10 protein-coding genes and 1 tRNA gene are annotated in these 14,293 nt (G+C 45.7%); 10 read left to right on the forward strand and 1 reads right to left on the reverse strand.

Features of this window, described 5'->3' with window-relative positions:
* Nucleotide 1: 1 nt before the first annotated feature.
* On the reverse strand, nt 2-2,035 hold the full coding sequence (ftsH, locus tag QZY95_RS03580) for an ATP-dependent zinc metalloprotease FtsH (protein ID WP_290919426.1): 2,034 nt from the start codon (nt 2,033-2,035) through the stop codon (nt 2-4).
* Between the two features lie 218 nt (nt 2,036-2,253).
* On the opposite strand from ftsH, the gene QZY95_RS03585 reads away from it, so the two are divergent.
* From QZY95_RS03585 to QZY95_RS03630, 10 genes are all read left to right on the forward strand, one after another.
* Nucleotides 2,254-2,347 (forward strand) — tRNA-Sec (locus QZY95_RS03585).
* A gap of 668 nt (nt 2,348-3,015) precedes the next feature.
* Complete coding sequence (locus QZY95_RS03590; protein WP_290919429.1) at nt 3,016-3,678, forward strand: DUF4136 domain-containing protein; 663 nt, start codon at nt 3,016-3,018, stop codon at nt 3,676-3,678.
* A 427-nt stretch (nt 3,679-4,105) separates the two neighbouring features.
* A complete protein-coding gene (locus tag QZY95_RS03595; protein ID WP_290919431.1) occupies nt 4,106-4,882 on the forward strand; it encodes a DUF169 domain-containing protein in 777 nt (258 codons plus the stop codon).
* 76 nt (nt 4,883-4,958) lie between these two features.
* A complete protein-coding gene (locus QZY95_RS03600; protein WP_290919433.1) occupies nt 4,959-6,122 on the forward strand; it encodes a sulfite exporter TauE/SafE family protein in 1,164 nt (387 codons plus the stop codon).
* An 81-nt stretch (nt 6,123-6,203) separates the two neighbouring features.
* Nucleotides 6,204-6,890 carry a hypothetical protein gene (locus tag QZY95_RS03605; RefSeq protein WP_290919435.1) on the forward strand — a complete coding sequence of 229 codons (687 nt, stop codon included), beginning with the start codon at nt 6,204-6,206 and terminating at the stop codon, nt 6,888-6,890.
* Between the two features lie 56 nt (nt 6,891-6,946).
* The gene (locus QZY95_RS03610) at nt 6,947-7,939 is read left to right on the forward strand and encodes a phosphate/phosphite/phosphonate ABC transporter substrate-binding protein (protein WP_290919437.1); all 993 of its coding nucleotides are present in this window, start codon (nt 6,947-6,949) and stop codon (nt 7,937-7,939) included.
* Entirely contained in the window at nt 7,929-9,977 is a 2,049-nt protein-coding gene (locus QZY95_RS03615) for a PAS domain S-box protein (RefSeq protein WP_290919440.1), read from the forward strand. The genes QZY95_RS03610 and QZY95_RS03615 overlap by 11 nt, the downstream gene beginning before the upstream one ends.
* A 126-nt stretch (nt 9,978-10,103) precedes the next feature.
* Nucleotides 10,104-10,469, forward strand: coding sequence for a response regulator (locus QZY95_RS03620; RefSeq protein WP_290919442.1), 366 nt, complete (start codon nt 10,104-10,106; stop codon nt 10,467-10,469).
* Nucleotides 10,470-10,645: 176 nt separating this feature from the next.
* Nucleotides 10,646-13,093: a PEP/pyruvate-binding domain-containing protein gene (locus QZY95_RS03625; RefSeq protein WP_290919444.1), complete on the forward strand. Its 2,448-nt coding sequence runs from the start codon at nt 10,646-10,648 to the stop codon at nt 13,091-13,093.
* Nucleotides 13,090-14,244, forward strand: a complete 1,155-nt coding sequence (locus tag QZY95_RS03630) for a dual specificity protein phosphatase family protein (protein WP_290919446.1) — start codon at nt 13,090-13,092, stop codon at nt 14,242-14,244. Before QZY95_RS03625 ends, QZY95_RS03630 begins: the two co-directional genes overlap by 4 nt.
* The last annotated feature ends 49 nt before the right edge of the window (nt 14,245-14,293 follow it).

Below are 14,293 nucleotides of genomic sequence, written 5' to 3' on the forward strand. Positions count from 1 at the left end.
ATTATTTTTTCTCTTCTGGAGATTCTGCTGTCTGTTCCGGGGCCTTCTTATCATCTGGTTCCTGAACCGGAGCTGCATCTTTCGGCTCCTGTTCTTCAGTTCCCAAAATGAAGTCACCGGACTCTTCAGCACCTTCTGGTTGCTGCTCTCTGTAAGCTGCCGCTGCCTTTGCAAAGGCATCCGGAGCTTCTTCAGGCTTTTCTGCTGGTGCAGAATCTTTACCGTTTGTGTCTTCCTGCGGAGGAAGTTCTTTTCCGTCAATAAGAAGATCAATATCAGCACCGCTGATGGTCTCTCTATCAAGAAGGGAATCTGCAATTCTGTGAAGAATTTCAATATTATCTTCAAGCAACTGACGGGCAGTACTTCTGGCAGTATCAACAATGCGCTTAACTTCTGCGTCAACAAGACGTGCAGTCTCATCACTGAAGTTACGGGACTGTGCCCATTCGCGACCAATAAATACTTCTTCACCCTGCTCGCCAATGTTCAAAGGACCAATGGCTTCAGACATACCCCATTCACAGACCATCTTACGTGCCATTTTTGTAGCACGTTCAATGTCGTTGCCTGCACCGGTAGTAATATCGTCAAAGATAATTTCTTCAGCCACACGGCCACCAAGAAGCACCACAAGGTTGGTTTCAAGGAAGCTACGGGAGTAACCGTAACGATCTTCACCCGGAAGCTGCATGGTAACACCGAGAGCGCGACCACGAGGAATAATGGATACTTTGTGAACAGGGTCAGCTTTAGGAAGAAGCTTTGCACACAGGGCGTGACCGCCTTCATGGTATGCTGTAATCTTTTTCTCTTCCTCGCTCATAACCATGCTGCGACGTTCTTTACCCATAATAAGCTTATCTTTAGCCTGTTCAAAATCGAACATGTTAATCTGATCCTTGTTTTCTTTAGCAGCCTGAAGAGCAGCTTCGTTAACAAGGTTTTCAAGATCAGCACCAGAGAAGCCCGGAGTACCTTTCGCAATGGTTTCCATATTCACATCGGAAGCAAGCGGAGAACGGCGTGCGTGCACTTCCAGAATACGCTTACGACCTTTTACGTCCGGTACAGGTACGGTTACCTGACGGTCGAATCGACCAGGACGGAGTAAAGCAGGGTCAAGAACATCAGGACGGTTTGTAGCGGCAATAAGGATTACACCCTCATTAGACTCAAAGCCATCCATCTCAACCAGCAACTGGTTCAAAGTCTGTTCGCGTTCATCATGACCGCCACCAAGACCAGCACCACGCTGTCGACCAACTGCATCAATTTCATCAATAAAAATCAGACATGGAGCATTCTTCTTACCCTGAACAAACAGGTCACGAACACGGGATGCACCAACACCGACAAACATTTCTACGAAGTCAGAACCGGAAATAGAGAAGAACGGAACACCTGCTTCACCGGCAACAGCACGGGCAAGCAAGGTTTTACCGGTACCCGGAGGGCCCACAAGGAGCACACCTTTAGGAATACGACCACCGAGGCGTGTGAAACGCTTAGGATTGGAGAGGAAGTCAACAACTTCACTCAGTTCTTCTTTTGCTTCATCTACACCAGCAACATCTGCAAAGGTAACCTTTGTCTGTTCCTGTGAGATAAGTCTTGCGCGGGATCGACCAAATGACATGGCCTTTCCACCGCCACCTTGCATCTGGCGCATGAAGAAAATCCACACACCAATAAGGAGTAACATAGGAAACCATGATACGAGCAAGGTCATGTACCACGGAGAATCTTCTTTTGGCTCGGCATTAACAACAATACCTTTACCAACAAGACGATCTACAAGTTTGGGATCGTCAGGTGCATAGGTATTAACAACAGTGCCGCCATGTTCCTTGGCAAGAAGCTTTTGTCCCTGAATAGAAACTTCAGCGATATCGCCTTTGTCTACCAGCTCCAAAAACTTAGTATAGCTGACTTTTGTCTGCGAGTTTTGAGGCTGGCTGAACATGTTAAACAATACAACCATGAGTAGGGAGATGACAGCCCAGAGAATCAAGTTCCGGGAAAACTGGTTCAAGGTATTTTACCCTCCGAAGTTAGAATCGGATTTAATTTACTTGCTCAAATGTATTTTCTTACTCGAATTTATATTTCTAATTACTCGAACGCGATTTGACAATGGTTGAAACGCTCTTTTTCAAAATTTACATTGAACTTTGTACTAAATGCATCTTAATCTTGCGCCTAAAAGGCTTTCCTGCTAGAACGCCCAGTGTTAAAAGACAATCAGCAAATGGAAGCGTTTCGTCACCGGTGTGGCGTCCGGTCTTCAAAACCGGTGTAGGGCAGTGATGTCCTAGGTAGGTTCGACTCCTATACGCTTCCGCCATGATCATACAGCTCTGTTTTTGCAGGGCTTTTTTTGTTTATTAGAAACAAAAAAACACGAGCAACTTCTACGTTCTAACGCCTCAGCAGCCCTCTCACCACATGTATTCAAATCATAACAATCTCGTACCACAAGAAGTTATATAGTTCTCCCTGCAAGCTATCTGACGCATGCTACCCGCCAAGTAAACGAGACGTTATAAATTTTTTAACTGGCAACTTCGATCTCTCGTCACGCACTACGTGAAGATCATGTAGGAATACCAAAGACTGTATCACACAAATTCTTACCAGTAACTTAGCATGTTCACAGAGCAAAAAAAACCTTTCTGCTAACTTTAAACGAAGTCTAAAGAGAGTTCTCAACATGCTCATCCCTAATGCCTGCCGGCCTTGCCCACTCTCCTGCTCGCAATCAGGTCATGAAAACTCCACTTCATAGACTCTCAACCGTTACTAACTCCCGATCGTGCGCACGTCATAAATAGCCTACTAGCAAACAATAATCGCCTGCGTGGAGCCCTTTTCACTTCAAAAAAACTATAAGCATCAGAAAAGCTTGACCTTCTGTATATTCTCAAAATACTGTCCATTCCCGTTTTCAAAAAACTATTCTGCTTAAAGAGATACACTCTGAGTCGAAATTAACTATCCGAGGATGGCTGCACTATGCTCTACAAACGACTTCTCATTATTTTCTGTTTTCTCTTACTCCAAGGGTGCGGCTCAAAATTTTATGTCAATGTGGACTCCCTTTGCACACCCGATGCAGCAACTAAAAAACATTATGTCCTGCTTTCCGGTGATAAAAATATCAACATTGATGATCTACAATTTCAAGAGTATGCGAGTTATATACACAACGCCCTTGCCTTGAAAGGATTTACACGGGTAACAGAAGACTCAGAAGCAGATATCGCAATACTTCTTCGATACTACATCAGCGAGCCTAAAGAGGAGGAGTACACCTACTCCACTCCTGTTTATAAAACTGTTTATTATTACGATCTACATGGTGAAAAAGCCACACCTTACCCCATTAAGCAACTGGATGGGTACGAAACAAACGTCGCCCACTATACTACCTACACGAAATCTTTCATTCTCGAAGCAGTTGACTTTAAGACGTACTTTAAGGCTCACACAAATAAGCAAATCTGGACAACGACAGTGTGGTCATCAGGCTCGAACAGCGATCTGCGTCAAATCTTCCCGCGTTTGGTAGCTGCCGGTATGAAATATTTTGGAGAAAAAACACCTCACACTGTAGAAGTTGAGATGGATGAATCAGACAGTCGTATCCAAGAAATTAACGGTTCTTCCGAGAAGTAATGTAAATGCAGCTAAGTTTACCTTGGCTGCATTTTTCATATGCTTATTACGGGTACTACAAGCAAAAAGATTGTAGCCCATGACTAACCAGTACATTTTCCCAGTGCACTCACCTTCTTTTCATAACAATTCTTCAGCATAAGCTCACCTTATTCTATAAATAAATGTTCATATATTAATTTCAATATATAACTATCTGTTTTACTGGACTTTATATTTTATCATGTGAATTAAATCACAAAATTTGATGGTAAGAAGCTCATTTTTACTACTTTGCTTGTGAATTAATGTGACTTAATTCTTTATTGCAGTTTTTATTGCTGGCTGATGCCCCCATTGGTAATTCCACCCTCAGATAACAACGAGCTCAACCACCAAACCTGGTGGAATGACTGAATCTTCACAAGAAACAAACGGGAGAAGAATCATGTCCGTAGATTTTAAAGAAATGCAAGCAACCCTGATGCGCGAAATGCGCCTCTACCACTACCCGATCGCTATCAAATTTTTCTACGATCAGGCAGAAGCAGACAAGTACCTTGAAGAAAACGAAGTACATGTTCCGCTTAAGCCTATGACTTACTGTCAGTGGGAAATTGCTGCACGTATGAAAGGTCAGAACGTATACGGCACTAAAGAAATGCTCTCTTGCTCCAATGCTCACTACAGCTTTGGCTGGAAAGGCCTTGATGAAGCAGAAATCAAAAGCCACGCAAAATACACACGCAACCCTGAACAGGCGAAGCGTTTTATCGAAACGAAATCCCAGATGCCTGAAGGCATGGTAGGTATGGCAGTTATGCCGCTTGCCAACGCCACTGAAACTCCAGACGTAGTTCACTTCTATGTAGATAACATGCAGGCTTATCACCTTGCTGTTGACTACATGGCAGGCACAGACACTCACCCATTGCGCCCTGCAATCACCATGAACTCTTCTGCTTGCGGCGGTACTGTATATTCTCACATCGCAAATGAGTTCAATATGGTTCCTGCATGTTCCGGTAGTTACAATGCCGGTAAAACAGAACGCGGTGAAATCAACGTAATGATTCCGGGTGAAAAAATGATCGCTACATACGAACGTCTTCTCGAACGTATGGAAAATCTTGGCAGCTCTTCTATTACAAAACCGGGCGACGGCTTCCCTGGTCAGGACGTATGTAAGAACTGTCCACTCATTATCTTTAAAAAATCCAAATAGACATTGTCATAAATATAGAGGGCGGTGCGCACATGCCGCCCTCATAATGGAACGCAATTTACGTGAGGAGGTACACGTGTTTTCCAACAAACGTAACTGGGTAGGTCTCAGCCTGCTCGCCGCAGCTATTCTGCTTATGTTTTCTCAGCCCGCTCTGGCTGACCGTCTTGCTGACGCAATTAACGCTACCCCTAAAGGTACTGGCGCTGGCCAAATTGATCCTTCAGCAGCTACCGGCTTCTTAGGTATTCCGGGTGCACCGTCTGTAAACCTCGTTATCGGTTTCTTATGGGCAATCTGGGTCGGTTGGATTTTCTCAACCGTAGGTGCATTCGGCGGTATCATGGCTGGTGTAGGTCACATCACCATTTTCGGTTTCGGCAACTACGCTTCCAGCTTTAAAAAACAGTCCCCTGTACTCAACAAACTGGTTACAGACTCCATCCGTGTTTCCAACCAGTGGCTTGTTGGTACTTCTGCCGGTATGTCTTCTTTCAACTACTACAAGATGGGTCGTCTTGTGCTGCCACTGGGTCTTTCCCTCGCAACCGGCTCCATTCTTGGTTCATACCTTATCCCTTGGCTTACCGCAGGGCAGATTTCCCTTAAAGCGTACATCGGCTACTTCGGTCTGTTTGTACTCTTCTTAGGCTGTTACCTGCTTTACGAAACCACACCACGTGGTCAGGCTAACAAAAAGAAAGCAAAAGAAGCAGCTCGTGCTTTTGAAGCTACCATTAAAGAAGAACGCTCCGGCTCTTCCGTAGACACATCCGCACTTGGCGTAAAAGTAGTTTCTTTCTCTCTTACCAAATGCGTATTCACTTTCTACGGTGTTGAGTTCTCCTTTAACCCACTCGTTCCAGTTTGCGGCGGCTTTGTTATTGCCGGCCTTGCTTCCTTCCTCGGTGTAGGTGGCGGCTTCCTTCTGGTTCCGTTCCTCACAAGTGTTGCAGGACTGCCTATGTACCTCGTTGCCGGCACGTCTGCGCTTGCTGTACTCGTAGGTATGACAACCTCTATCTTCACATACATGGTTGTAAAAGATACCCCTGTATTCTGGCCTCTTATCGGTGTTGAACTTCTTGGTGTACTCGTAGGTTCCTTTATCGGCCCACGCACCTCCAAGTACATCCCTGAAGTATGGCTCAAACGCCTCTTCATCTTCCTCGCCTTCTACGTAGGTATCAGATACGCATCCAAAGGCTTCCTTGGAATGAGTCTTCTCCCTCCATTCTAGCCACACACAGCATCTTTCAGGGGCGAGACTATGCCTGTCTCGCCCCTGTACCTATATTTTTTTATGAGGTGACGCATGGATATGCAGAGTTTTTTCTTAGCACTTGACCCTTTTTTTATTGCTCCCTACCGCTGGATAAGCGAACCGGCTATCGCGGTCTGGGCGGGCACACTTGTGCTCAGTCTTTGGTGCGTTTTTGCAGGAGAAATTTCTTCCATCTTCATTTACCATGTAAACAGAGCATATTACGCTAAGCTGAATGCCAAGATGGTGCACATGCACAACCTCTCTATTGAGGCCATCAAACAAAAAGACAAAACAAACTTTAAAGCTGCAAACACGTGGGCAAACGAATACTTCGGAAAAGTGTTCTTTGCGCAGGCTGCGTTTTTTGCAGTTTCTCTGTGGCCTGTTCCTTTCGCACTCGGCTGGATGCAGACACGCTTCACAGGTGTTGACATTATTAGCATTCCTATGCTTTCAATTGACTTTGATAAATTTAGTCTTACTACCCTGAGTACAGACTTTATTTCTTCTACCACGCTGTCTTTAGGGTATGCTTTTGTGCTGTTAACCTGTTATATTTTGTTGCGCTATGCACTCTATAAAACACGTAAGTACATACCGTATCTTCGTAAAATTGAAGCTATGCGTGAAGAAGATGCTGAACTGATCGACCAGATCAAATCATGGGAAGAACTCAATACTTCTGCACAGGAAGCACCTGCCTTGCAGAAGGCAAAAGAAGACACAGTTACCGCTGGATAGCACGCAGCTTTTATTTAAAAAAACTGAACACAGCTATCCTCTTATGAGGTTGTTACTTGAAACACCATACGTTCCGTGCCTTTTTCCTAGTTCTTCTTCTGTGCTTCCCTCTTTTATTACAGGGATGCGGAGAAGAAGTTCCCGTTGTTAAAGTAGATTTCAGCAAGCGGGAATCCATCAAAGTTCCCGTGCCGGAACCTGCGATAACCTATGCCTATCTCCCGCAGTATTCCCACGAAATTTCGTATGCCCGTCATAACCCGCTTATCCAGTACCTTGCTAAAGAAACTGGTCTTCCAATGCGCCAAGTTTTTCCAGACACATTTGAAGAACACATCCGCATGGTTGAACGCGGAGAAATCGATATTTCTTTCTCCAACCCTGTTGTCTACGTAAAGCTGGCTCAACTCGGTTCTACAGCGTTCGCCCGTATAAAAGAGCCGGATGGTCGCCCTGCATTTCGCGGACAAATTATTGTGCATGCTCAGAACAAGGCGATTCAAAAGCTGGAAGACGTTATAGGCAAACGCTGGATCGCAGTTGATCCCTACTCTGCAGGTGGCTACCTGTATGCGTTAGGATATTTTTTAGATCACGGCATTCATGCGCACAATTTCAGAGAAATTGCTTTTGCTCCGGGTCCAGGTGGTAAGCAGGAAAAAGCCGCGCTCGCTGTCTACGCCGGAAAGTACGATGTTGCTTCTGTTCGCGAAGGCGCACTTGATACCGTTAAAGATAAAATAAACTTACAGCACATCCGTGTGCTGGCAGTAACTCCGGAGTATCCGGGGTGGGTATATTCTGCCAGAAAAGGCATGAATAAAGAGATTGTTTCCAAAATTGCTGATGCCATGTTTAAACTTTCCATGAAAGACTCTTCACAGGCAGCTATTTTATCCAATGCGCGTACAAGCGGTATCATTCCTGCGACTGATACCGACTATGACGCCGTTCGCACTCTTATTCATAAAATAGAAGCTGATAGAGTTACATCATCACTTCCGAAAGTACCTTCACTACCAGTACAGCAGGTGACAAATGCTGAATAGAATAAGCACAATGCGTTTTCGTACAAAACTTAACGCGGGAATGAGTTTAATCATCATTTCCCTTTCTCTTATTCTTGCCGTTCTGGTTACGCATATTGCTGCCAACTCTCTGGTACACGAAACCAAACGGCGAGGTCAGGTACTGGCGGACAACATTGCCCTGCGCACTACCAGCTCTATGCTTTCCGGAGATCTGTTACAGATGAAGGAAATGGTAGATGAACTACGTACAGTAGATAAAGATGTTGCGTATGCTTTTCTTATCAACAGTAACAACCAGATACTGGCACATACTTTTACAAACGGCTTTCCTGTTGATTTGAAATATGCCAACGGCATCACAACGACCGATCAACCATCTATTAAGCTTGTCGATACCGGATCTGATAAATTTTATGACTTTGCTGTACCGGTCAAAGCAGGTGGGCACGTTATCGGGCAGGCACGCCTCGGGTTATCCCGCAGTCAGGTGCAAAGCGTCGTGAACGGGCTGATACTAACAATTTCCATTGTTACAGGTATCACACTGCTTATCAGCGTTGCCATATCGACACAATTTGCACACAAAATTACCCACCGTCTCGGCATGCTCGGTAAATATGCCGAAAGCATTGTCCGAGGAGAACTCAAGCTTAACCAGACTTCCGGCCTTAATAGAAACTGCTGGGAGGTCTACAAGTGTGAACAGACGGAATGCCCTGCCTACGGAAATACTGACAGGCGTTGTTGGCAATTTGGCGAAACGCTGTGCACAAACTATTGTAGTAATAAATCCGCACGTGATCTTGATAACTGCGAAGAATGCCCTGTTTTTGCACGAAACTCAGGCGACGAGATTCATGAACTTGCTGAAACGTTCGATGTTATGTCTCTTTCGCTCCGCGGGCATATTGCAGAGCTTGAAGAAGCAAAAAATGATCTCACCCAGCAGCAGGAGATCCTCCGTACTATTTTTGAATCCAGCCCTGATCAATTGTCACTTATCGACAAGGAAGGAACATATGTTTCCGTCAATCAGGCATTTGCTTCCTTTGTTAAAAAGACAAAAGAAGAAATTGTAGGGAAAAAGGAATACGAAATTCCTTCTCTGCTCAATACGGCAGACACTCTTCAGGAAACAAAGCAAATTATCTCTTCCGGCACTCCGGTTAACCGTGAAGTCCGTATCGTGCTTGAAGACGGCTCACGCAAATGGTTTAACGTCCTTAAAGTTCCTGTACATGATGAACATAAGCAGTCTATCGGCGTACTAGGTACTGCGCGCGACATAACCAATGTAAAAGATTACCAGAATCAGCTCATCCACTCACAAAAACTTGAGTCCATCGGTAAACTGGCAGGTGGTGTTGCGCATGAAATCAACACTCCGCTCGGCATTATCCTTGGCTACTCACAGCTTCTTCAGGAAGATTTTGATAAAGAGGAGCAGGTTCATAAAGATCTTGTTGTTGTTGAAAAACAAGCCAAATTCTGCCGCAAAATTGTTGCTGACCTGCTTGATTTTTCACACCAGACCAAAAGTCAGAAAAAAGAGATGTGCTTCAACAACTCCATTATGGAAGTTGTTCAGTTGGTGCGTCACGCCTTCAAGCTTGATAACGTAGAAATTATTCCAAACCTTGATGACAGGCTCCCTATTATTTACGGAAATCCTGAGCAGCTAAAACAGGTCTGGATGAACCTTATGTCTAATGCTATTGAGGCCATAGGTCACAATGGTGTTATCAACATCCATACAAAACTGGATATTAACAAAGGAACCATTTCTGCATGGTTTACAGACTCCGGAACCGGCATTGCCACTAATGACATTGATTCCATTTTTGACCCGTTCTTCAGTACAAAACCTGTCGGAAAAGGAACTGGACTGGGATTATCTGTTTCATTCGGTATTATTCAGGATCATGGCGGGCAGATTTCCGCTATCAGTCCTGCTCCGAAGAGTCTGCTTGAAGATGGTGCCACCCGCACTGAAAACTGGGGACCGGGAACATCCTTTCAGGTTGTTCTTCCGTTAGACGAAATTGGATACGAATAACTAATGCTGAAGAGATAGCAATCTGCCTTGTAGTCTTACCTCAGGCAGCTCAACGGCTCTTTTCAGTTTTCAGCAGGTAGATACTGCCTGTTTATACGCTTACCTTACTGCAACAAGGATATAGCTATGGCAACAATCATGGTGCTCGACGATGTTATTGACGCAGGTGTTCTTATTAAACGCATTTTAGAGCGCAAAGGACATTCCGTACTGGTATTTACAGACGAAGAAGAAGCCCTGACCTTTGCCCAGAAAGAAACCCCTGATCTTGCAATTCTTGATATCAAACTCCGCAAGATGACCGGTGTGGAAGTGTTGGCTGAATTAAAAAAACGCTCCGCTGATACTCAGGTCATTATGCTCACCGGCTATCCGACGCTAGAGACAGCCCGGGAGTCCCTTAAACTTGGTGCAAACGAATATTGCGTTAAACCGATTGATAAAGAAGAACTGGAAAACAAAGTACAGGAAGTGCTTTCCGCCGCAGTATAGTTTTGTGCGGGCACCTTCTGTAGAACGGGCAAAACTGCCTTTACGTTACCTTGTCAGCATGACACTGCCGGTGTCTTCTTTGCCCGTTCTCTGAATCGTATTTCAAACACGCAGTCACGTGTGTTATCTTCTCTTTTAATTGATCTGTTATCTAACTCACTGAGTTCAGAGGGACTATGTTTATTACAGAGCTGTTTAAGCACTGGACATTCCGGGCATTCGCTCCGGGTACTCTTTTGCGCACAAAATACAATGCCTTCAAAGAACTCCTTCGTCTGGATGAACGATGCCTTGAACACATCGCCGACCTTGAAGAAATTCACTACGGAAGAGAACAGGCTGACTGGACACGTGTAGTACGACTGACGGAAGACCTCGGGCGTGACATTCGTGGACTTATCGAACAATTACAGCTGATGAGCCCTGTAAAATATATGGACTTACAGGACTATGCGACCAAGTTGAATTTCTATGTTCGAATGGGAGTCAGTGTCGAAGATCCACACATTGAACCGCCTTTTATTTTCACTCTGGAAGAAGCAAACGAGATGCCGCACGCTGCTGGCGGAAAGGCAGCTAATTTGGCTAAAATATGCAGCGAAAAAGGAATTAACCTGCTTCCGGCACGTGTAATTTCTGCACATGCCTACCACTATTTTATTGAAGTAAATGACCTGCGGGAAGAACTAGACAAACGTCTTAGTTCTGTGTCCCTCACAGATGCTGCTGCACTGGATGAGCTTGCGCATGAAATGCAGGAGCTGATTCTTCAGGCTGAGATGCCAGATCCCATTGCAAATGAAATGGAAATTGCAGCAATGGAGCTTGGAAAGAACGGTATCAAACTTGCCGTACGTTCAAGTGCTGTTGCTGAAGACGGTGTCGCGTCTTTTGCAGGGCAATACACTTCCGTTCTGGATGTTACACCAGCCAATATTGTTCAGGCATGGAAAGAAGTTGTTGCCTCCAAATATACTCCCCGCGCCTTAGCTTACAGAATCATGAACGGACTTGCCGATACTGAAACTCCGATGGCAGTGTTGCTTATGCCAATGGTTGATGCAGTCTGCGCGGGTGTTGCGTACTCCACAGTGTCACCTGATCAGGCCGCTGCGATTGAAGAGCCTGCCGTTGCGATTTATGCCACATCCGGCATTGGAGAAAAGCTTGTTTCCGGTTCTGTCACGGCGCAGACTACGTATGTGAACAAGGCACTCAAACCACAGATTCTTGAAAAGCCGGCGAAATCAATTGTCCCCGTACCGACGCTGAAACGCATAGCTGCTCAAGCGCAACAGCTTGAAGCGCTATTCGGCGAGCCGCAAGATATTGAATGGGTCGTTGACCACCGCAGCAGAATTTTTATTGTTCAGAGTCGCCCTATCCCACAAAGCAGAAGAGCTCAGCAGGCAGAATGTTCACCACATGAGCTCAAGGCACTTGAAACAGGTCAAGAATGTGCCTCCATGGGCATTGCCAGCGGTAAAGTTCGCGTCGTGGCAAACTGTCAGGATATTACCGAACTGCCCCACGGAACAATCCTAGTCACTCGAGGACTGGGCCCTGTGCTTACCCGTGTGATTCACCGCCTTAACGGTGTCATTGCTGAACGCGGCAGCGCTGCCAGCCACTTTGCCTCTGTTGCCAGAGAATTCAATGTTCCTGTGTTGAGCGGTGTTACTGATGCATGTTCACGATATATAAATGATCAGCTGGTGACGGTCGATGGAACCAACGGCTCAGTCTTTGACGGGCTTCTTCCTGACTGCCATTTTGAAAATAATGAAGCGCAGCAAGGTGTTATTCCCCGACTGGGAAAAGTACTTCCGCGTATTGCTCGTCTGACTCTTCTTGACCCTTCTTCAGAATCCTTTGCTCCGGAATACTGCAAGTCATTACATGACCTTGTCCGTTTCGTGCACGAAAAAGGCGTGGAAGAAATGTTCTCACTGGTGGATCAATCCAATCGAGGATTATCCGGCTCCCGCAAATTACAGACGCATCTGCCACTCAGTATGTACGTGCTGAACCTTGATAACGGGTTATTCCACTCTGCTGCCGGAAAAAAAGAAGTAGAACAAAGTGACATCGCCTCAGTGCCAATGTGGGCATTCTGGTTCGGGCTTTCTTCTGAACTGGTCACATGGCACGATGCTCTTCCGCATTTTGACTGGGAGCATTTTGACAAAGTCAGTGCCGGAATCATTTCCAAAGATTCACCGTTGCTCGCAAGTTACGCGATTATTTCTGATAAATACATGCATGCAATGCTCCGTTTCGGCTACCATTTCTCCGTTGTTGACTGCATGTGCGGAGATAAAGACAGGCAGAATTATATCCGCTTCCGTTTCATGGGCGGTGGTGGTAAATCGCACCAGCGCACGCTGCGTCTCGACTTTATTGAGCGTATTCTTTCGAAAAACAACTTCGCCATTGAACGTAAAGGCGACATGTTGAATGCACGTCACGGAATGGAAGAAGAGCACATTATCCAGCAGCGTCTTGCTCTGCTCGGTTTACTTCTGGCCAAGACACGTATGCTTGATATGCGCCTTGAAGACCCAAGTGATATTGATGCCCTTGAAAAAGAATTCATACAGGATCTCGGGAGCCTGACCTATTGATTGATCCGCGTCCTTTGCTCACCCGTATACGCTCCAGCGCTTCACACATTGCCTCATGCATGTGGCAGGCTGTTACGTATACTGCCCCTGCCGGTACCTCGGAACATTCTGTGTTTCCGGTGCACTGGGTTTCCTCGCACCTTGCGCTCGGCCCTGCACCCAGTACGCAAAGACACTTTGCGGCAATAAAAGAGCAGAAAATTTCCTGCATTCTTAACCTCTGCGCTGAAATGAAAGAACTCCCTTCGCTGGAAGAACAAGCCGGTTTTGAAGTGTACTTCATGCCAATCGAGGATGAAGAGGCACCGGAATTGGAGCAGCTTGATGCGGCGTTGGACTGGCTGGATGAACAGCTGTTCTTGGGGAAATACGTATACATCCATTGCAGGCACGGCATTGGGAGAACGGGAACCGTTCTTAATGCATACTTATTGCGACGAGGGTTAGGACACAAGCGCGCTGCAAAGGTTCTGCACAAGCTTCGGGCTGAGCCGACCAATTTTACGCAATGGCGCACTGTACGGAAATACGGTGCACAGCATCCACCGTTAACCATTAAAAATCCTACATTGGAATTTGGCGAGGGAGCAGCTGAGGCGCTTACCCCATTCCTTGCAGACTACGATCATCTCAGAGGAACAATTGATGACCAGCTTGCAATGCATCACGCAGACTCTTTTTGCGGAATGGAAGATAACGCCTGCTGTCATACTTGCGTTCCTTTGACTCTTATTGAGTCGCTTGCCCTTGCAACGCATCTCAATACATCCATTCCAAGTGCCGCACGTACAGACATTATTGAACGCGCCGCTGAGGCTGTGCGCCTTGAGAAAGGGAATGCGCAAGGGTTGTCGGGCACATTCTGTTTGTATGCAACCGACATTGCGTGCCCTCTGCTGAAAGACGGGGCATGTTTACTGTACGATTACCGTCCATTGCGATGCCGACTCTCAGGAATTTCACCTGAATTAAGCACGCGCATTTGGAAAGATATTCTGCATACACCACTTGAACACCTCTCTTCACAGGTATACCTCAACCTCACAGGAACACTGCCGGATCATACAACACTTATGTTTACAATCCCGGAAGTTCTTTCAGGAAAATACGTACAAAAACTCTTTTCCGTACTAAAATCTAATTCAAAATAACAAATGACAAAAAGCACAACCTTTTGTTTTTACTACACTTAGTTCGTGA

Source organism: Halodesulfovibrio sp. (genome assembly GCF_015482765.1).
Classification (GTDB): domain Bacteria; phylum Desulfobacterota; class Desulfovibrionia; order Desulfovibrionales; family Desulfovibrionaceae; genus Halodesulfovibrio.

Bases quoted from the DNA above. Each gene is read 5' to 3' on its own strand.
- QZY95_RS03590 (WP_290919429.1), top strand. From the start codon at position 3,016: ATGCTCTACAAACGACTTCTCATTATTTTCTGTTTTCTCTTACTCCAA.
- QZY95_RS03595 (WP_290919431.1), top strand. From the start codon at position 4,106: ATGTCCGTAGATTTTAAAGAAATGCAAGCAACCCTGATGCGCGAAATG.
- QZY95_RS03605 (WP_290919435.1), top strand. From the start codon at position 6,204: ATGCAGAGTTTTTTCTTAGCACTTGACCCTTTTTTTATTGCTCCCTAC.
- QZY95_RS03615 (WP_290919440.1), top strand. From the start codon at position 7,929: ATGCTGAATAGAATAAGCACAATGCGTTTTCGTACAAAACTTAACGCG.
- QZY95_RS03620 (WP_290919442.1), top strand. From the start codon at position 10,104: ATGGCAACAATCATGGTGCTCGACGATGTTATTGACGCAGGTGTTCTT.
- QZY95_RS03625 (WP_290919444.1), top strand. From the start codon at position 10,646: ATGTTTATTACAGAGCTGTTTAAGCACTGGACATTCCGGGCATTCGCT.